This window comes from Chitinophaga sp. 01L420, from assembly GCF_056399985.1.
The window spans coordinates 32989-54033 of the sequence record NZ_JBFTSK010000029.1 but is presented as its reverse complement, the minus strand read 5'-3'; the positions used below and the strand labels follow the sequence as shown (position 1 = coordinate 54033).

Here is a 21045-nt window from a genome sequence, read left to right as displayed (position 1 = left end):
AAATGCATTACACATTCGATGTCGGAAAGGAAGCAGACCGTATTATTGCGGAAATAGAACACGAGGTATTTTATACTTTTTACAGGGCAGGAGCAGTACTGGGGATTTCCGGTGGGATAGACAGCAGTGTGGTGGCGGCACTCGCTGTGCGGGCCCTGGGCAGAGACAATGTATTGGGACTGCAGATGCCGGAACGGGATTCCTCTCCGCTCACCACCGATTTGTCAACACTGATAGCGAAGCATCTTGATATTATCACCATAGAGGAGGACATCACGGCCATGCTCGCAGCATCACCCTGCTATACCATGCGTGACAAAGCCATTCAACAAATCATACCGGAATACTCGGAATTGTACAAGTGCAAAGTTGTGAATTCAAGTTTGCTGGGAGAGGAGCAGGGAAATGTTTTTTCAATTGTAGTCCTTTCTCCCGAAGGAAAGGAAACACGGGCCGTGCTGCCCGCGGAGGTGCTCAGGACCATTGTAGCCGCCACCAACAACAAACAAAGGGTACGTAAGCTGCTGGAATATTTTTATGCCGACAAACACCATTACGTTGTAATGGGAACACCGAACCGCCTGGAATATGAACTTGGATTTTTTGTAAAAAACGGTGATGGTGCGGCAGACATGAAGCCTATAGCGCATCTGTACAAACGTCAGGTATATGAAATGGCGAAGTACCTGGGTATCCCCGATATTATTCAAACAACACCTTCCACCACCGATACCTATTCGCTGGAGCAAACACAGGAAGAGTTTTATTTCGCCATGCCTTTGCTGAAACTTGACCAGTGCCTGTATGGCAAAAATAATGGGCTGCCGGTAGCGGAAATAGCCGGTACCACAGGTCTTACCGAGAGCCAGGTGCAGGTGGTATTCAACGATATTGATCAAAAGAAAATACTGACGGAATACCAGCGCTTAAATCCGGTGATGATAGGAGATATGTAAGCGCTGCCTGCGAATACAATTTTATTAACGCATCATTTCATAGCCTGATATGCGGCATATGCTATCTGCCTGCCCTGGCGCCAATTAATGATTGATAACAATGAATAAGGAATTTGTACACAGCGTTTTTGAACAGCAGGTGGCCCTGTCGCCGCAGGCGATTGCCATAGAGCATAGTGGACGTAAAGAAACCTATGACCGGTTGAACAGACAGGCCAACAGAATTGGCCATGTATTACAGACCATCATACGCCCTAAAGGTGTAACCGCGGTATTGCTGGATGCGGACCCTCTTTACATCAGGAGCATCCTGGGCATACTGAAATCAGGAGGCGTATTTATGCCAATGGATGCACATATGCCATTACATCGTTTACAGCAGATGCTGGAGCAAAGCAAGTCATCCGTGTTAATCACCTCGGAAAAATTGCTGCCCCTGGTGGAGCGCCTCATAGAAAATACACCGGTGAAATGGTTGATGTTATTGTCTGATAACGATATTCCGGTTAAAGTGTATGAATGGAAAAATGATTATCTGCATGAGGTGTTTATAAGCCAGGGAATTATCAATAATGAAGAAAACCTCCCGTTGTTGAACAGTGGTGAAGATGGCAACTATATCTTTTTTACATCAGGATCTACCGGCGTACCAAAGGGCATACAGGGAAAGCATGTGAGCCTGTCCCACTTTATCCATTGGGAGATGAGCGAAATAATTAACGGTAGCAAGGTAAAAGTGAGCCAGCTGACACCGGTCACATTTGATCCTTCTTTGCGGGATATATTTCTTCCGCTTTGCTCGGGAGGTACCTTATGTATGCCGGACAGCACAGACAGAGAAGATCACCTGGCATTGCTGAAGTGGCTGAATGATGCCGCGGTAACGGTAGTGCATATGGTTCCATCATTGTTCAGAGCGCTTATAAAAACAATGAGTAGCCTGCCTGATCCGTCTTCCTGCCTGCCGTCACTAAAATATATACTACTGGCGGGAGAACCACTGTATGGCTATGATGCCGTTAACTGGTATCGGTTGAAGGGCGCATCAGTACAGCTTATCAACCTGTATGGTCCTACTGAAACCACGCTTGCCAAATTCTTTTACAGGATCAGCGATTACAATCAGTTGCTGAAAACGCCGAATGTAAATATCCCGGTTGGTAAACCTATCAGCAACACACTGGAAATGGTTTTCAGCAATGGGAATATTTGTAAGAACGGGGTAGTGGGAGAGGTATATATCATGACGCCTTTTATGAGTAAAGGATATATCGATGCCACCCTCAATGAAAAGGCTTTTGTACAGAACCCGCTGCATAACAAATACACAGATATAGTATATAAAACAGGGGACCTTGGAAGATATCTTCCTGATGGGAATATAGAACTGGTGGGAAGAATGGATTTCCAGGTGAAGATAAATGGTGTCCGCGTAGAGATAGAGGAAATAGAATATCATCTGCGGAGCATTGAAAAAATTGCGCAATCAGTTGTACTGGTAAAGGAAATGCGGAATGGCGAAAAGAAACTGGTATGTTATTATGTGGGAAAGGAAACGCTGGATGAAACAGCATTGAAAGAATACCTGGAACTATACCTTCCCGGATCTATGATTCCTGCCTACTTTATTTCATTGAAGGAAATGCCGCTGCTACTCAACGGCAAGATAGATAAAAAAGCGCTGCCGGATCCGGTGGTAGCCACTGCGGCCGACTTTGAGCCACCGGCAACGGATATGGAGAGAACACTCCATGAAATATGGAAGGATATATTTCATGCAGACCGTATCAGTGTACTTGATAGCTTTATTAGCCTGGGAGGAAACAGTCTCAATGCCATCCAGGTAATGACGAGAATCAACGGAAGCCTGCAGGCCGGGATCAGACTGGGAGACCTCCTGAAACTGACAACCATACGGAATATCGCAGCGGAAATTGACAGAAAAAAAAGGAGTAATGGTAAAAACATAGAGCCGCTGGGAGTACAGCCGTTTTATGAATTGTCGTTCCTGCAAAAGAACTACTGGCTGGCAGAAAAGATGAGCGATGGTAACAATGCTTTCATGATGGCAGGTGCTTATCTGCTGCAGGGGCAGCTCGACAAAGACGCTTTTGCAAAGGCGCTGCTAACAGTGGTAGAAAGACATGAAATACTAAGAACGGTTTTCCAGACAACAGATGGAGAACTAAAACAGGTGGTGAGGCGCTGGGATACCGGGAGCTATGATATGCTGTTTGAAGACCTGCGGCAGGAAACAATCAGCATACAGGATATTGCAGACAAGGAAGTGAAAATTCCTTTCGACCTGGAAAACGGTCCTTTGTTCAGAACCCGGCTAATGCAATTGCAGGATGAGCAATATGTTTTTCTACTCAGTATGCATCATATTATTTCGGATGGATGGTCAGTAACCATATTGATCAGGGAGATRCTGATGCTTTATAATGCTTATCGGGCCAACAGGAGTAATCCACTCAAATCTTTACATGTACAGTATAAGGACTTTGCTGCCTGGCAGAATGCCCGGCTGAAAAATGGCGTCATCAGCGATGCGCGGACTTTCTGGCTCAACAAGTTTGAAAAACTGCCAGAGTCGGTCGGGCTGCCGTCAGATTTTCCAAGGCCCGAAAAAAGATCCTTCCGGGGAGATACCATCTCACAACATATAGATGAACACCTGACGCGCCACCTGAAGGAGTTCAGCAAGACTTATGGGGTAAGTCTTTTCGTATTGGTTACAACGGCGCTGAAAACGTTGCTGTATAAATATACCGGACAGGAAGACATTGTAGTGGGTACTGCCGTGGCCGGCCGTGATCACCCCGGGCTGGAAGAGCAGGTAGGACTCTACACCAATAACCTGGCGCTGAGAACAAAGGTGAGCGGCCAGGAAAGTTTTCTGGATTTACTACAATCTGTGAATAAAGATGTGCTGGAGAGTCTTAATCACCAATCTTATCCTTTTGATTTGCTGATCGAAGAACTGAAGTTGCAGCGTGATTTTGAAAGATCCCCCTTGTTCGATGTACTGATACTGGTACATAATTTTGAATCCCTGATGAATGAAGACAACCGGCTGGAGGGACTTCAGGTGGAAGAGATTCCGCAGAACATCAAAGCCAGCAAATTCGACCTCAGTTTTATTTTTTGGGAAGATGGTCCGTACCTCAAGATGGACATCGAATACAGTACAGATATTTTTCGCGCGGAAACTGTATCCTGGTTTAAAGATGCACTGGTAAATATTCTGAAGGCCGGTGTTGAGACACCTGCTGTTTCAATATCTGATCCGGTACTATTATAAACAATTGAGCATATTCTGCTTTTAACACTTCTTATCAACTATCTGTATGGATCTGTCAAAAATCTTAAAAAAGCGGTCCCGGAGTTTCATATTTTTTATGTTACTCCTGGGAGGGGTCAATAGCCTGTTGTATACTGCAATACTTGCACTGATCGACCACAGTATTGGCAGTGGCCAGGCGCAGGCCGGCAATAGAAACTGGATGCTGTTTGCCGGAATGGTGCTCCTGTCTTTTTTTATTTCAAGGGTTTTTCAGGGATATATCATCCGGCTGACACAAAATGTATTTTTTGAATTTGAAATGCTGCTGATCAATAAACTCCGCCGGGCCTCCTATCAGAAAGTAGAGCAGATGGGCAGTGAAAAACTGTACACTGCAGTAGGAGATATCCGGACATTGAGCGGATTACCGGAAGCATTTATGCAGGCTTTTAATTCTGCCATTATCATCATTTGTTCGCTGGTATACATATTCTTCATTTCTCCCTGGGGCGGCGGAAATATACTGGTGCTGATGGTTGTACTGGCAGCCATTTACGTGGTGAGAAACAAAATCATCATGAAGGATCTCAACAAAATAAGAGATCTGGAGAATATCCATTATCGTTACCTGCATGATCTGCTCGAAGGATTCAAGGAAATTAAAATGAGCCGGCGACGGAGTAATAAGCTTTTTGAACGTATAGGCGAGAACAGACTTAATAGTAAACAACTTAGTATCAAAACCGGCATCAGGTATTTAACCAATGAGCTGATCGGCATCTATAGCTGGTATGTAGTACTTGGCATGGTGTTATTTGTTTTGCCAATGATATGGAAAATGAATGCCGCCGATATTTCCTCATTTATCATTGTTGTACTCTACCTGATGGGACCCGTTGCCCGGCTGGTGGTGTTCTTTTCCTATTATTCCGGCTCTTTTATCGCTGTAAAAAGATTGAAAGATTTTGATAAGGAAATTGATGTTCCCGATCCGTCTGCGGCAACTGATGAAGAGGTGACGGCTGTGACGACGCAGGAGTTCAGGAAAATTCAATTTGACCATGTTGTATATGAATACTTTGACGCTAAACATGAGAAAACTTTCAACTGGGGACCAGTGGATTTCACTATTAACAAGGGAGAGATCGTATTTGTGACGGGAGGGAATGGCAGCGGCAAGAGCACTTTCGTGAAATTGTTTACGGGGCTGTATTCACCGGTACGGGGACATGTTTATTATAACGATGACATTATTACCAGCCAGGATCTGGCTACCTATACGGAGGAAATATCTGCCATATTTACCAACAATTATCTTTTCTCCGAGAACTATGATGACTTTGACCTGAGTACCAGCAACAGTGAACTGGGGAAGTTTGTCCAAATGCTGGAAATGGAACAGCTCATCCGTTTTAAAAGCAATGGCACCATCGATGCCAGTCTTTCGAAAGGCCAGCAGAAACGCCTTGCACTGATATTTTCGCTGATGGAGAAAAGAGATATCCTTATTCTGGACGAATGGGCGGCAGAGCAGGACCCGCGTTTCCGCGCCTACTTTTATAAAGTGCTGATACATCAGCTCAGGGCAATGGGAAAAACCATCATCGCCATTACGCACGACGATGAATACTATGAATATGCGGACCGGTTAATCAAATTTGACTACGGCAGAATATTGGAATTTGAGTATAGCAAAACGGAAAAGATATAGCTCCGGGAATATCTGATCATTCAATAATTAAATTGCTTTTTATGCATCTGACAGTTKCGCAAATAGAACAATACCACGAAAACGGTTACCTGCTGCTGGAAAACGTGTTTAATGCAGGAGAAGTAGATCATATCCGCAAGGAGATGATAAAAGTAATTGCAGAGGATAGCCCGCGGCGTATATTGGAAAAAAACGGGTCTGTCCGTTCTTTTTTTGCACCCGATCATACCAACGAAACTTTCAGAAGGATCGTCTGCCTGAAACGGATGGTGATCCCATCCAGCCAGCTAATCGGATCAGACGTATATGCACATCAGACAAAAATTAATTCCAAATCAGCCATGATCGGTGATTGGTGGGAATGGCACCAGGACTACACATTCTGGAAAAATGATGATGGCATGCAAACGCCGGATGTGCTGACCGCCATGATCTATCTCAGTGATACAAATGAATTTAACGGGCCTATGCTGCTTATCCCCGGTTCTCATAAAACAGGTACTGTAAACGATGAGGAAAACAGCGCTCCCAATGGCGATAACGACAATGAGTGGTTTGAGAATTATAAGGCCAGCACCTTTTATATGACAGCGCTGACAGCAGATCTCAAATACACCCTGAAGCAGCATGAAATTGCGAGGTGGGCGGAACGGAAAGGAATAGTGTCGGCTAAGGGACCCGCCGGTTCGGTGTTGTTCTTCCATGGCAATGTATTTCATGCCTCTTCCAATAACCTGTCACCCTGGGACAGGCATACTTTCCTGGTAACCTATAACAGTACCAGCAATACATTGACGGAAGTAGAAAGACCAAGACCAGCATTTATCGCCAACCGTAATTATGAAAAAATACTCCCGCTTTATGATGGGCTATAGTTTATAAAAAAACTCATCACCTGCCGATAAATCATACGCCTACCTGGCATATTACAGGAGATCTATTTTTAAGAAACTTGTAAATCAATATTTCCGATGAACGCTGATGATTATAAAACGGAAGAACTGCAACAGGCAGAATTGGTCAACGGAAACGCCGTGTTGAAGCCCGAAGCCCCCGGTCTGTACCCTGTTATCGTACATTGCCTCGCTGCTGACAGTTTTGTTCACTGGCTGAAGGAGAACAGAACATTCCTGGATAACACCCTTTCGGAGTATGGGGCTGTTTTATTCCGTGGTTTCCCGGTAAAAGATGTACATGGATTCCGGGAAATTTTACCGGGACTTTTTGATAAAGAGATAGCATACAAGGAAAGAACCTCGCCGCGGCATCCGATAGTAGGACACGTTTACAGTTCCACAGATCATCCCAGCGACCAGGTAATCCAGATGCATACGGAATCTTCCTATGCTGCTGTGTTTCCGAACAGAATCTGTTTTTATGCACAAACGCCGCCATTGGAAGGTGGAGAAACGCCTATAGCAGATGTCCGCAGGGTAGTTGGCTTGTTGAGTGCCACTACCATTGAAAAATTCGGCCACCTCGGGGTAAAGTATGTACGTAACATTATGGATGGCGCCGGACTCGGCTGGAAGGAAATCTTCCAGGTAAACTCCGGAGAGGAGCTGGAAAAAGTGCTGGCAGGATCAGGTATGCAACATGAATGGGTGAAAGAGGATCATTTGCGGATAACCTGGACAAGGCCCGCATTTCAGCAACATCCCGTTAATGGAAACAAGGTATGGTTTAACCATGCTTTCTTTTACAGCAAGACGCTTATTGATGAATATATACGTGAAGTAATACCTGATGAGGAACTGCCATTTGTCAGCTATTATGGCGATGGCAGCGAAATTGAAGACCGGGTGATCCATGAAATCAGTAACGCCTACGATAAAGTGAAGATCGTTTTTCCCTGGGAAACAGATGATGTACTGCTGCTCGATAATATGCTTTTTGCACACGGAAGAATGTCTTTCAGGGGAGAACGGAAAATACTCGTAGCGATGGGTAATCCGGTAGGATAAACTTCTTCATGAAATATTATTATAATGAATACAGCCGGCTTAATCCAGGAACGTATCGGGAAAAATGCAGCCAGCATACAGAAGGATAAGATCAATCAGGTACTTATTCTGTACGAGGAAGGGATTCACTATATCGGCGATGCCTGTGTGCGTTTTGATAAAATCAGGTATTTCAGATCCTTTCTCAATAATGGAATGATTACCATCAACTTCAATAAAAAGCATAGCGCAAAAATCTATAACGCGCTGCTGAAGAATAACCCGCATGTACATACTTTTTTTAGTGAAGAATGGAACGATATAGACTTTACTGCGTATGATGTCATCTGCTGTGTGACTTACGACGAGGTGGCTATCCTGCAGTATGTAACTGAACGTTATGGAGCGGCCATCCTGAATGGGAGCTTTCATCCGGTGATTTATTCATTGTCTGATTTTATGCTGGAGCCGGAAGTTCACAGCAGATTTGTGTTCCCCGTTTATAAAGAGTTGGTGGACTATTGCAGGAACAGCCGGATGGGGGAACTGTATGTAAGTCAGGAAGAACGGGAGGAGGCAGATCAGTGGTTAAGGGCACAGGGGTTGAAAGAGGCTGAATACCTTGTGGTGATGCTTGATTCTACTTCCGACAGGAACAAGCTGATGAAGATCAACGCCTATTTCGAATTTCTTTCAGCCCTGCTTACAATCGATAATATCAGGATCCTGATTTTTGATGAAAATAATATAGGGAAAGAAGAATTTTATGGGGAGTGGCTTGGACCCACAAGTATGAAAAAACTAATTGTTTCAAAAAGCCGCGGCCTCAGAGAGGATATATGCCTTGTCGCCTCTCCCTATACAAAACTGGTATTTGGCCCATGCACAGGGTTGATTCATTGCGCGTCCAGCGTATTTAACAATTACCTGAACAGGGGGATGGCACGGAAAGATGTGCCTGTATTGATTACCTACACCGGAAAATACGCCAATAATACAAATGCCAGTTTCTGGTGGGCGGACGCCCCATTGGTTCACTGTTTGTTGCTGAAAGAAAGGAACAACCGGAAGGAGTTACTGCTGCTGTCGGACCTGACAGAAGAAGAACAACAACGGAATGATTCTTTGCCCTGTAGTGAATATTCAGCCAGCCTGCTGCTCGATTTTGTTTACGCCAAAATCCACTCTCCGTCGCAACCGGCGGTCAGCTAAAAATTTCATTGTTATGCTTAGTCCAACGAAGCTGGATTTAAATTTACTGGAAGCAAATAAAAATGCTGTTGCCCGCGAATATTGGGACAACAGGCTGGCCGGTTTTGAATGCAGTGATTATTTAGGCAACTACTCCCTGGATATCCTGAAGCTGCAAGAATGCAGCCGTTATATAGTTTACAATACGCAGGCCCCGCAGCAAACGTGGGAGGATCTGAAGAAATTTGCTGTTTCCGGTAAAGCGCAGCATATTGTGCTGTTGGCTGCACTGAGTCTTTTTATCCAACGCTGTTCCGCTGTTCCGGATGTTATTATTTTCAACCCGGTGTACAGGCAGGAGGCTTCCGGAACAGAGGATCATATTGTACCTGTGAGGATGAATGAAGAAGCTGGAAGTACATTTATTGAACAGATAAAGTACCTGAAACAGCACCTGATAAATGACTTCAATCACCCGCAACGTCTTATAGAAAGTATGCTGCATATGGAGCAGCAAACATTTCGCCGGTTATTCAAAATAGGATTGTTGGTAGAGGAAGTCCAGTACTCCGGCGCTTTCGATTCTTTTCATCCGGATATACTCTTTGTATTCAGCGGGAAAGATGCGCTGGACCTCAGCATCCGCTGCGATGCTGCACAATTTGACTCCGAAAGGATCGCACAAATGGCGGTGGATTTTTTTGACTGGCTGAACAAACTTGTCACCGATAAAGAAAAAAATCTGACAACGATTCAATTGTCGTCTCCACAAGAGAGGGTTCATATTGCGAAAGTGTTTAATGATACAGATGCCGGCTATCCCCGGCACAAAACAATAATGGATCTTTTTCAGGAGCAGGTTAACCGTGCTCCTGATAATACTGCGTTAAGAGTAAACAATAAACTGATTTCCTACCGGGAGCTTGACCATCGCTCTTCTCAGGTGGCTGGATATCTGCAAACAGAGAAAGGAATTGTGGCTGGTGACCTGGTGGGTATCATGCTTGAACGTGAAGAATGGCTGGTACCTGTTATTTTCGGTGTACTAAAAGCCGGCGCTGCTTATGTACCGGTTGATCCATCCTATCCTCCTGCAAGAATCTCCGCTATAGCAGAAGATTCGGGTATGAAGGCGCTCATTACCCGTGACCGCTTTTTTACGTCCGCTCCGGCAAGTATACCAGTAGTGAGTCTTGATAATTGTTCGGAATACATTTGTTGTATGCAGTCAGAATATAATCGCATAAGTGCTGATGATAGGGGGTTGGCATACGTGATTTATACTTCTGGTTCAACAGGCCATCCGAAAGGAGTGATGATAGCACATCACTCCGTGGTTAACAGGATTTGCTGGATGCAGAAAAAATATCCACTTCATGAATCGGATGTACTGCTGCAAAAAACGCCTGTCGTGTTTGATGTTTCTGTATGGGAACTTTGCTGGTGGGCAATCTGCGGGGCCAGTCTCTGTTTACTGCCCCCGGGTGAGGAGAAGGATCCGGAAGCCATCATCACGGCCATTGACCATCATAAAATCACCTGTATCCACTTCGTTCCCTCCATGCTCACCTTATTCCTGAAACAGGCGGAAGACAGCTACGGAAAACTGCATAGTTTAAAGCGGGTATTTGCCAGCGGGGAAGCCCTGAAACCAGAACAGGTGCAGTTGTTTGCAAAAACGCTTCATGCACATGCAGGTACGGCGCTGGTGAACCTCTATGGCCCTACAGAAGCTACTGTTGACGTATCTTATTATCAATGCGATTTTAGAAATGAAGGGAAGACGGTGCCTATCGGTAAGCCAATTGACAATACCAGGTTGTATATACTTGACAAAAATAATCACATCGTACCGGTGGGCGTGCCGGGAGAGTTATATATAGCCGGTGATGGACTGGCGTTGGGGTATCTCAATAACGCCGGATTGACGCAGGAGCTGTTTATGGAATATCCCGGGGTATATGGCGAACGTTTGTACCGCACCGGCGATCTGGCAAAATGGCTGCCTGACGGTAATATCGTTTATCTCGGAAGAGCCGATCATCAGGTGAAAGTGAGCGGCTTCAGAATAGAGCTGGGTGAAATAGAAGCTTGTTTGTCTACCCATCAGCAGATCAGTAACTGCACCGTAATAACCCGCGACATTGCAGACGATACCTGCCTGATAGCTTGTTATGTTGCGGAGTATATGATAGAAGAAGCGCAGTTGAAATCTTTTCTGGGAAATTTGCTTCCCGCTTATATGATTCCTGCTCATTTTATTTATTTGTCCGTTATGCCGCTTACAACAAACGGGAAAGCAGACAGAAAAGCACTACAACAGATTCCTCTAAAAAAGGACGTTCCGGTGATAGACCCTGCTAATGAGCTGGAAGAAAAGCTGGCGGAAATATGGGCGCGGGTACTGGGAAGAAAACCATCTTCCGTCAGCACCAATAAAAGTTTCTTCGAACTGGGAGGGAATTCACTGAAGCTGGTGAGAGTAAACGGTATGTTCAACAGGGAGCTTCACCTGAAAACAACCGTCAACGAAATGCTGAACTACCCGACCATCGAATCTTTTATCGCATTTGTAAACGGAGAAAATAACAATGCCGGGAACATCAGCGACGAAGCTGCCGGAGAAGTAGAGGAAATGAGAGCAACCATTGATTTCCTGAATAATAATATCTAAATACAATGAGTAAACAAACTGGGATGGAAATAGCTGTAATCGGTATGTCGGGCCGATTTCCAGGCGCTGCCGATCTGCATCATTTCTGGGATAACCTGGTGAATGGAGTAGAATCCATCAGCCGTTTAAGTGATGAAGATTTATTGGAGGAAGGAGAGGACGCGGACATCCTGAAAAATAAAAAGTATGTAAAGGCCAGCTCTTTTATGAGCGACAAAGGATATTTCGATGCCGACTTTTTTGGTTACCGGCCGGAAGAAGCAACGCTGATGAATCCACAGATAAGAATATTTCATGAACTCTGCTGGAATGCCCTGGAAGACGCAGGATATAACGTACGTAGCAATAAAGAGAAGATTGGTCTTTTTGCCGGTGGGGCTAATGATCTGAACTGGCAGAATTATACATTTCTGGCCAATGAAGAGGGTGCCGTTGATGATTTTACCGCCTCACAGCTTCGTGATACTGCTTATTTATGTTCCCGGATATCTTACCTGTTCAATTTACAGGGACCTTCCGTGTATGTAAATACCGCCTGTTCTACTTCGTTGGTGGCCATTCAGCGCGCCTGCATGAGCCTTTTGTTGAGAGAATGCAGTATGGCTATGGCAGGAGGGATCACCGTAAATAATTTTTCAAAAAGAGGATACTTGTTCCAGGAAGGAATGATTAACTCTCCGGATGGTCATTGCAGACCCTTTGACGCAGATGCTGCGGGTACCGTTGCCGGTGAAGGTGGAGGAGTGGTGGTACTGAAAAGACTTACCGATGCGATAAAAGACAGGGATCATATATATGCCGTTGTCCGTGGATATGCTGTCAATAATGACGGCAACAGGAAAATGTCATTTGCTGCCCCCAGTGTGGAAGGGCAACACGCGGCAATTGTAAAAGCACTCAATATGGCAGGCGTGCCGCCCGAAAGTATCAGCTACATTGAAGCACATGGCACCGGCACGGAGCTGGGCGACCCCATTGAAGTGGAAGCACTTAATAAAAGCTTTGGTGCCGCAGCAGAAAGACATTGCGCACTGGGTTCGGTAAAAAGTAATATCGGCCACCTCGATGCGGCAGCCGGCGTTGCCGGATTTATAAAAACCGTGCTGGCGATGAAATACAGGAAAATACCTGCGAGCCTGTATTTTAAGAGCCCCAATCCAAGAATAAATTTCACGGATACCCCATTTTATGTAAATCATCAGTGCAGCGAATGGCATAATGAAAAATACCCTTTAAGAGCAGGCGTTAGTTCATTCGGAATTGGTGGAACCAATGCGCATGTTATTCTCGAAGAGCCTCCGGTAGAAGAAAAGTTGCATGACAGTCGTCCCTTTCAGTTGATTATGCTGTCTGGAAAAACCAGTGCAGCACTGGAAAGAAATATTACCCGATTCAGTAATTTTTTGGAAGAAGACAGCGCCACCCGATTGGAAGATATTGCCTACACGCTGCAAAGCGGTCGTACGCCCCTTGAATACCGCCGGATGATAGTCTGTACAGACAAAGAAGATATGTTGGTGCAGTTAGCAGACAATCCGCCTGCCAGCCCCATATCTGTTGAAAATAAAAACAAGCCTATAGTAATTTTTATGTTCCCCGGTCAGGGTGCTCAGTACGCCGGCATGTTCAATGACCTGTATGAGGGAGAACGCATTTTTAGGGAAGCAGTAGATAAATGCCTGGCTGTAGTATTAGACAAATGCGGAAAAGATCTGAGGCCGATGCTATTATCTGATTCATTAAACGATACCGGAATAAATAATACTGCCCTCGCACAACCTGCATTGTTCATTATGGAATATGCGTTGTCGCAGTTGCTGATGGGCTGGGGAATACATCCAGATGCCATGATAGGGCACAGCATCGGAGAATATGTAGCTGCCTGCGTTAGCGGAGTATTTTCTCTGGAAGATTCCCTTGCGCTGGTAGTCAGGAGAGGAGAACTTATGCAGCAGGTAATGCCTGGTGGCATGCTGGGGATTTCTATGGCAGAAAGTGAGTTGCGCCCACTGATGAATGGCCATAGCCATATATCGCTGGCAGCCGTCAATAGCCCTTCCTTATGTGTGGTGTCAGGAGTGAAAGAGGAGATACTGCACTTCAAGGAAAAGCTGGACGGTCTTGGATACAACAGCCGGATATTGCATACATCGCACGCATTTCATTCCTATATGATGGATGAAATACTGGATGCCTTTGCAGAAGAAGTAGGAAAAGTGAGTATAAGAGCGGGAAAAATTCCTTTTATATCAAATCTTACCGGCGACTGGGCTACTGTGATTCATCCGAAATACTGGGTAGACCACCTGCGTAATACCGTGATGTTCAGACAAGGCGTGGAAATTTTGCTGGAGAACAACAACTGTTGTTTTATTGAGGTCGGTCCCGGAAACACGTTGAGTACTTTTGTTCGGTCAAATACACTTCGGACCAAAAATCATAAAGTTGTTCCGCTGGTAAAACATGCACATGATACCGGCAATAATCAGCGACACCTGCTGAAAGGTATCGGAGAGTGCTGGTTGCAGGGTATTAACCCCGATTGGAATGCCTTTTACCGGGATGAACAACGGAAAAGAGTATCGGTTCCTGGTTATTCGTTTGAGAAAACGGCATACCCGGTGATTGTGGATGCCTATAAAATGATCCAGGAAAGAACAGTAACAGGAAAGACAGGTAAAGATCCCGACCTCCTCAATTGGTTTTATACACCGGTATGGAAACTGTGTGAGGCTTCCCCGTGCACAGCGTATACAGTCAGCGGGCCGGTATTATTGTTGGCCGATGATGATGGTGTTGTTGACAATTTGCAGGATAAGCTTCGGGAGCAGGGAGTACCTGTCGTTTGGGTGAGGAGAGGGACAGCCTTTCGGGAGCTGTCGCCTGCAGCCTGTGAAGTCAATCCGGGTGATACAAAAAGTTTCGTGGAACTATTTGCATGGTTGTCCGGCAATAACCTGCTGCCGGAGCGGATTATCAATGGATGGAGCATTACCGGGAATACAACGGATGCTTTTTCTGATGAAAAATACACGCAATGTTTCTATGGTTTTATTGAACTGATAAAAACATGTTTCTCAGAGGGGAGCACGTTGAATAAACAATTGGTGTTGTTGACAAACAACGTATTCGATGTACTTGAAAAGGATGCAGATCCTGGCATACAGCCACTGTCGGCCGGATTGCTGAAAGTAGTGGCGCAGGAATATCCCGGTATACACACCTGCCACCTGGATATCAGTCTTACAGAAGAAGTGAATGATTATTCCGGTATGCTGCTCGGTGAGATCAGCATGAATGATACCGGCAAAGTAATTTGTTTACGTGGAGGAAGGAAGTGGGAACAACTGTATGACAAAATGCGGATAACTCCCGGTGAAGCCGGGTGGCCGTGCAAACCGGAAGGAGTATACCTGGTTACAGGTGGGCTGGGAGCATTTGGTTTCCATATTTCAAAATATTTGCTGCAAACGTTTAATGCCAATATTCTGCTGCTGGGTCGTAGCCCGCTGCCTGGTGGAGAAAGCCGCCATGCAGGAGAGAAGGAAATGCTGGATCGCTACACTGCGTTACAGCAGGAGTCCGGAGCAGTCATGTACATAGATTGTGATATCGCTGATACCACTACGCTCTCGGCCGCAGTGCGTGCTGCAGAAAGCAGGTTTGGGCAGGTGAATGGTGTTGTACATGCTGCAGGCATCATCCGTGGAAAATCCATCAGTGCTTTAAGTGAACTGACAAAAGCTGATTTCGAAGAACAGTTTGCGGCCAAGGTTACAGGAGTACGCGCGCTGGAGACGGTGTTTGCAGACAGGCAGCTCGATTTCTGTCTGTTGGTTTCTTCTCTATCTGTTGTATTGGGAGGTCTTGGTTTTTCAGCCTATGCGGCAGCCAATACCTTCATGGATCTTTATATCCGTTCACAACGTAACAAAGGAAGGCTGAAAGGTTGGATGACGGTGGACTTTGATGCCCTGGGTTTTGATGAACCTTCCGGAAAAGCGATTACTACCGGAGAGCTGATTAACGCTACCGGCCATGCATTGAGGAACCGGCAACTTTCGCAAATAGTGGTGGCGGCCAGTGATCTGAGTAAAAGGATCGAAAGCTGGGTTAGCATGAAAAATGAGGTAGCCGGAAAAGAGGAGTCCCCCCGTATTGTACAGGATATGGCCGTTCGTAACGGTGATGAATATACGTATACAACAGCGGACAGCATCGGAGTCAGACTGATGCACTTGTGGAAAATGTTCTTCGGAAAATCTGACATCGGGGCCGGAGACGATTTCTTTGACATAGGTGGCGACTCGCTGAAGGCGCTGACTATGATCGCGCGTATCAAAAAAGAATTCAATATAGAATTATCAATAACCAGCTTCTTCAGGTTATCCTCCATACAACAACTGGCGGCGCATATAGCGGACCTTAAGAGCCAGGAAGAGGAAGAACAGCACAGGCAGCAATTACACGACCAGGAACAGTTCATCTTTTAATTTTCCAGTTACCATCTTGAAATCATTGTTATGATAAATGATAGCATGTTATCAGCCCCGGAAAACTGCACGGCTAACAAAAGGATACTTTTGTTGTCACTGCCCTTCTGGACTCCATCTATACCGCCACTGGGTATTTCCCTGTTGAAATCCCTGTTGCAGGAAAACGGCTTTGACGTACGTACGCATGATGCGAACATGGATTTTGTGTTCCGGGAAATTTACGGAGATTATTTTTCCGTAATAAAATCGGTGGTGCCGGCCTATAACCAGGGTAATTTCTTCAACATCGGTATGGATGTGATGAGAAATCAAATGCTGGCACACATCAACTATACTGACCGGCAGCATTATTCCAATCTGATAAAGGAGATTATCCGCCTTCACTATTACTGTGATATTGATGACAACAGTATTGATCAGCTGATATCAATCCTGGACGAGTGTTTTGTACAGCTAAAAAGTTTTATAACGGAACAGATAGCTGATTATCAACCTACTACCATCGGCCTCTCCGTCTTCAGTGGTAACCTGGCTTCTTCGGTGTTCTGCTTCAGGGAAATCAAAAAAATAAATCCTGATATAGAAACTATTATGGGAGGTGGCACCTTCTCTATGGAGCTGGCGATCAACAATCCAAATTTTGAAAGACTGCTGGCGAAAGAAGGAAAAAATATCGACAAATTTTTTGTCGGTGAAGGCGATCTGCTGGTACTCAGGTATTTTCAGGGCATGCTGGATGTCAATAAAAAAATATATCAACTCGCTGATTTGCCTGGAAAGAATCTGCAGGTAACAGATATACCGGTTCCGGGCGCAAGGGAGGATTATACAGGGCCCGTCTTGGTGTTGAAAGCGGATCGCCTGGAGTATTGGAAATCATGAACAAAAAAATCAGCGTGGAGCAGATCAAAGATTCGCTGCGTGCACTGGCTGTGGCAGGCATAAAAACAACCACCTACTGGATCGTGGGCCATCCCGGTGAAACCGAAGAGGACTTTCAGATGACGTTGGACGTAATTGAAGAAATGGCAGATTTCATCTGGGAAGCCGAGCCTAATCCTTTTGGCTACTATCTGACAGGACAGGTTAATTCCGATAAATGGATGTCTGCCTATAAAAGACAAACCATTTTCCCTGAGGAGTATACGGAAATGCTGCAGGTACAGACCTGGGAAATGCAGGGATGTGAACCCGTTCGGGAAGAAATTTACCGCAGGGTAAACAGATTTGTTGAACATTGTTATAAACTCGGTATCCCTAATCCCTATTCCGAAAAGGAAATTTATGATGCAGACGTCAGATGGAAAAGACTGCATGCCAATGCGGTTCCTGCATTGGTGGAATTCCGGAACAAGGAAATAATCATTAACGACTTCTCAGGTGTTACGGACGGAACGCAATCCGACAATCTTTCTGCAGAAGTAGATTTTATCTTTTAAAGCTGAACAACAGGCTATGACAACAGATGAGATCATACAGGAATTAATTTCCAGGGGAGCAAAATTTGAGGTATCGGATGATAAGCTCAAAGTGATGCTCAGTAAAGAGAAAATGACGCCCGATATTGCTGACCTGATAAAGGAAAACAAACAGGAGATCATCAGGTATATTAATGCCAGGCAGAATAACCGTATCCACCCTGTTACCACTAAAGAATATTACGCCACATCTCCCGCGCAGAAGAGGCAATACTTTTTACACGAATTGTATCAGTCTTCCCTGGCTTACAACCTGCCGCACACCAATAAAATAGAAGGTGAGATAACTGTGGAGCGACTGCAGGATGTATTCGAAAAGCTGATTGCCAGGCATGAAAACCTGCGTACCAGCTTCCGCCTGATGAACGGTGATCCTGTACAGGTGATATCCCGGGAAGTGGATTTTCGAATAGCACATTATAAGGCGACCGAAGCGGAAGCAGACGATATTATACGGAGATTTGTGAGGCCCTTCGACCTCGCAATCGCTCCCCTGATGAGGGTTGGCCTTATAGAGATCAGCGACAGCGAATACATACTCATCGTGGATATGCACCACATCGTGACGGATGGTGTGTCACATGTGCTGCTGCTCAATGACTTCATACAGCTCTATCATGGCAACCAACTGCCCGATGTGGTATTACAGTATAAAGACTATGCTGAATGGCTGCATAATAGCGAACAGGAACACATCAAAGCAAAGCAAAGAAAATTCTGGCTGGACAGATTTGCGGATAATAGCAACGGATTTGATCTGCCGGTTGATTTCAGCAGACCGGCCATTAAAGACTACCGGGGCGACAGAAAACATTTTTCGCTGAGCTCCGGCCAGACAGCCGTACTACGGGCTTTCACCAGGACGGAAAGCGCTACCTTGTTCATGACGCTGCTGGCCGTTTATAATGTGCTGTTAAGTAAATTAAGTGGCCAGGAAGATGTGGTGGTTGGCACTCCCGTAACAGGACGTTCCCATTCAGACATGGAAAATATCCTGGGTATGTTTGTGAATATCCTGCCACTGCGTAACCGCCCTGAAGGAGGAATGAACTTCAGACATTTTTTGGCGGAACTGAAAACAAATACGCTTGCCTGTATCGATCACCAGGACTTTCAGTATGAAGAACTGATTGATGCACTGAAAATTGACCGTAATCCCGGCAGCTATCCACTGATAGACATCATGTATGTGCATCATGGATTTAAAAACCCGGAAATGGAATTCCCCGGCCTTACACTGACGTATTATCCTTATAGCAGTAAGGTATCCAAGTTTGACCTGATGCTTACAAGCGTCGAAAGTGAGCACCATGTTAACTTTGAGGTTGAATTCTCTACAGCATTGTTTAAGCCGGAAACAATTGACCGTTTCACTGACTTCTATAAACAGATCTTAATAGCCGTAACCGAGGACCCGGATAAAAAACTGGCGGATATTGTGCTCCGCAGCACCAGTGAAAAAAATGGAAACATAAATAATTTTAATGCCCTGCCGCTGGCTTACCAGGCAAAAGAAACGGTAGTTGACCAGTTTGAAAGGCAGGCATTGGAACACCCGCATCGGATAGGAACCGTATGCAACGGTAACACCACCACCTTCGCAGCACTGAAGTACCAAATGGATAAAATGACCGTCTGGTTGCAGCAGGAATACCAGCTTGGAAAAGGTGATTTAGCCGGTATCCTGCTGGAGCGAGGAGATTTGATGATCCCTGCGATATTTGCTGTGTTAAGGGCAGGAGCAGTATATGTACCGCTGGACCCGCATCATCCGGCAGACAGGATTAACGCCATCATACAGGATGCAGGATTGAAAGTGCTGATAACAAAGGGTGATTATTCCGATCTGCCCGCCGGTACCCGCCTTGTAAATATAGACAAGACAGCAGGCATAACTGATCAGGCACATCAAAGCCCGGTGGCGGTTGATATTGCCGGAACAGACAAGGCGTATGTCATATACACATCCGGATCCACGGGTAAGCCCAAAGGTGTCAGCATACAGCATGCGGCCCTGAACAACTATATCAGCTGGGCCGCCGGCGCATACCTGCGACAGGAAAAACTGTCGTTCCCATTGTTTACTTCCGTTGCTTTCGATCTGACCATCACCTCTATTTTTGTACCCTTGATTACCGGGTGCACCATACATATTTACCCGGAGAGCGACCATCATTTTCCGGTTGATCAGGTGTTGTCAGATAACCAGTCAGGCATAGTAAAACTGACGCCTTCTCATCTGAAACTGTTAAAAGAATCTTCTTTTTTCCACAACATGGATTATAAAAGTAAGATCAAACGGTTGATCGTGGGAGGGGAAGAACTGACAACGCAGCTGACCAAAGAAATACATCAGTTATTCAACGGAGAAATAGAGATATACAATGAGTATGGGCCTACAGAAGCCACAGTAGGCTGCATGATACATCGCTTCAATATCGATCGGGATACAGGAAGAACAGTACCCATAGGAAAGCCGGCTGCCAATACGCGGATTTACCTGCTGGACAAATATCTGCATCCTGTTCCGGAAGGAGTGATCGGTGAAATATTCATAGCAGGCGCTGGTCTTGCTGAAGGATATCTCCATAACATATCTCTTACAAAAGAGCGTTTCCCGGAGAATCCACATATCCCTGGAGAGCGGATGTATAAAACCGGAGATCTGGGAAAATGGTTGCCGGGTGGTGATATAGCGTTTGTGGGGAGAAGGGATAGCCAGGTAAAAATCAACGGATACAGGATAGAAACAGGGGAAATCGAAAGCTGTTTGACTGGGCATACCGACATTAAAGAAAGTGTGGTGATAGCCAGAAACAAGGATGGCGAAAAATATCTTGTTGCCTATTATGCAGCACTTAACACTATCGATGAAAAGCTGCTGCGCCAGTATCTGCAGCAGCGATTACCGGACTATATGGTGCCGGCCTATATCATCAGGCTGGAATGTTTACCACTGACGCCCAACGGAAAAACAGATATAAACGCGCTACCGGTGCCACAGACCGGGGAATCAGCTCAGGGCGCTGCTGCTTCCAATGAAACAGAGGAGCGCCTGGTATTGATATGGTCTGAGATCCTGAGGATTGACAGCAGCAAAATAGATATCAATGCAAATTTCTTTGTATTGGGAGGGCATTCACTGCGTACCTACAACTTATTGCATAGAATTGAAAAAGAATTTGATGTCAGGATTCCGCTGCTCACTTTCTTCGAGAAGCCTACCATCAAAGAATTACAAACGAATATTCTTGTAGCGAAATTATCGCAGAAAGCAAACAACAACTATAACAAAGTAAGTATTTAACGA

At 45.3% G+C, this 21045-nt stretch carries 11 protein-coding genes; all 11 read left to right on the top strand.

All coding sequences use genetic code 11. The features are described from left to right. The first annotated feature begins 2 nt into the window (after positions 1-2). The 11 genes from nadE to AC1DP6_RS23900 all read left to right on the top strand — a co-directional run bounded on the left by nadE (position 3) and on the right by AC1DP6_RS23900 (position 21042). Positions 3-956 (top strand): NAD(+) synthase, encoded by a 954-nt coding sequence (gene nadE / locus AC1DP6_RS23950; protein WP_477057100.1) that lies wholly within the window; start codon positions 3-5, stop codon positions 954-956. 100 nt (positions 957-1056) lie between these two features. Further along, positions 1057-4260, top strand: a complete 3204-nt coding sequence (locus AC1DP6_RS23945) for an amino acid adenylation domain-containing protein (protein ID WP_477057099.1) — start codon at positions 1057-1059, stop codon at positions 4258-4260. Between the two features lie 46 nt (positions 4261-4306). Next, complete coding sequence (locus AC1DP6_RS23940; RefSeq protein ID WP_477057098.1) at positions 4307-5953, top strand: cyclic peptide export ABC transporter; 1647 nt, start codon at positions 4307-4309, stop codon at positions 5951-5953. Positions 5954-5994: 41 nt separating this feature from the next. Continuing rightward, on the top strand, positions 5995-6828 hold the full coding sequence (locus tag AC1DP6_RS23935; RefSeq protein ID WP_477057097.1) for a phytanoyl-CoA dioxygenase family protein: 834 nt from the start codon (positions 5995-5997) through the stop codon (positions 6826-6828). A 96-nt stretch (positions 6829-6924) separates the two neighbouring features. Then, on the top strand, positions 6925-7917 hold the full coding sequence (locus AC1DP6_RS23930; RefSeq protein ID WP_477057096.1) for a TauD/TfdA family dioxygenase: 993 nt from the start codon (positions 6925-6927) through the stop codon (positions 7915-7917). A 24-nt stretch (positions 7918-7941) separates the two neighbouring features. Continuing rightward, positions 7942-9108 carry a hypothetical protein gene (locus AC1DP6_RS23925; RefSeq protein ID WP_477057095.1) on the top strand — a complete coding sequence of 389 codons (1167 nt, stop codon included), beginning with the start codon at positions 7942-7944 and terminating at the stop codon, positions 9106-9108. Between the two features lie 13 nt (positions 9109-9121). Continuing rightward, on the top strand, positions 9122-11761 hold the full coding sequence (locus tag AC1DP6_RS23920) for a non-ribosomal peptide synthetase (RefSeq protein ID WP_477057094.1): 2640 nt from the start codon (positions 9122-9124) through the stop codon (positions 11759-11761). Between the two features lie 5 nt (positions 11762-11766). Next, positions 11767-16254, top strand: coding sequence for an SDR family NAD(P)-dependent oxidoreductase (locus tag AC1DP6_RS23915; protein WP_477057093.1), 4488 nt, complete (start codon positions 11767-11769; stop codon positions 16252-16254). A gap of 45 nt (positions 16255-16299) precedes the next feature. Then, positions 16300-17139: a hypothetical protein gene (locus AC1DP6_RS23910; protein WP_477057092.1), complete on the top strand. Its 840-nt coding sequence runs from the start codon at positions 16300-16302 to the stop codon at positions 17137-17139. Then, positions 17136-17696 (top strand): hypothetical protein, encoded by a 561-nt coding sequence (locus AC1DP6_RS23905; RefSeq protein WP_477057091.1) that lies wholly within the window; start codon positions 17136-17138, stop codon positions 17694-17696. Before AC1DP6_RS23910 ends, AC1DP6_RS23905 begins: the two co-directional genes overlap by 4 nt. Positions 17697-17712: 16 nt before the next feature. Beyond that, positions 17713-21042, top strand: a complete 3330-nt coding sequence (locus tag AC1DP6_RS23900) for a non-ribosomal peptide synthetase (protein ID WP_477057090.1) — start codon at positions 17713-17715, stop codon at positions 21040-21042. Positions 21043-21045: the final 3 nt, after the last annotated feature.

What these genes read in the sequence shown, in the direction of transcription:
- AC1DP6_RS23900 (WP_477057090.1), top strand. Translation starts at nt 17,713, where the DNA reads ATGACAACAGATGAGATCATACAGGAATTAATTTCCAGGGGAGCAAAA.
- AC1DP6_RS23940 (WP_477057098.1), top strand. Translation starts at nt 4,307, where the DNA reads ATGGATCTGTCAAAAATCTTAAAAAAGCGGTCCCGGAGTTTCATATTT.
- AC1DP6_RS23915 (WP_477057093.1), top strand. Translation starts at nt 11,767, where the DNA reads ATGAGTAAACAAACTGGGATGGAAATAGCTGTAATCGGTATGTCGGGC.
- AC1DP6_RS23925 (WP_477057095.1), top strand. Translation starts at nt 7,942, where the DNA reads ATGAATACAGCCGGCTTAATCCAGGAACGTATCGGGAAAAATGCAGCC.
- AC1DP6_RS23920 (WP_477057094.1), top strand. Translation starts at nt 9,122, where the DNA reads ATGCTTAGTCCAACGAAGCTGGATTTAAATTTACTGGAAGCAAATAAA.
- AC1DP6_RS23930 (WP_477057096.1), top strand. Translation starts at nt 6,925, where the DNA reads ATGAACGCTGATGATTATAAAACGGAAGAACTGCAACAGGCAGAATTG.
- nadE (WP_477057100.1), top strand. Translation starts at nt 3, where the DNA reads ATGCATTACACATTCGATGTCGGAAAGGAAGCAGACCGTATTATTGCG.
- AC1DP6_RS23910 (WP_477057092.1), top strand. Translation starts at nt 16,300, where the DNA reads ATGTTATCAGCCCCGGAAAACTGCACGGCTAACAAAAGGATACTTTTG.
- AC1DP6_RS23905 (WP_477057091.1), top strand. Translation starts at nt 17,136, where the DNA reads ATGAACAAAAAAATCAGCGTGGAGCAGATCAAAGATTCGCTGCGTGCA.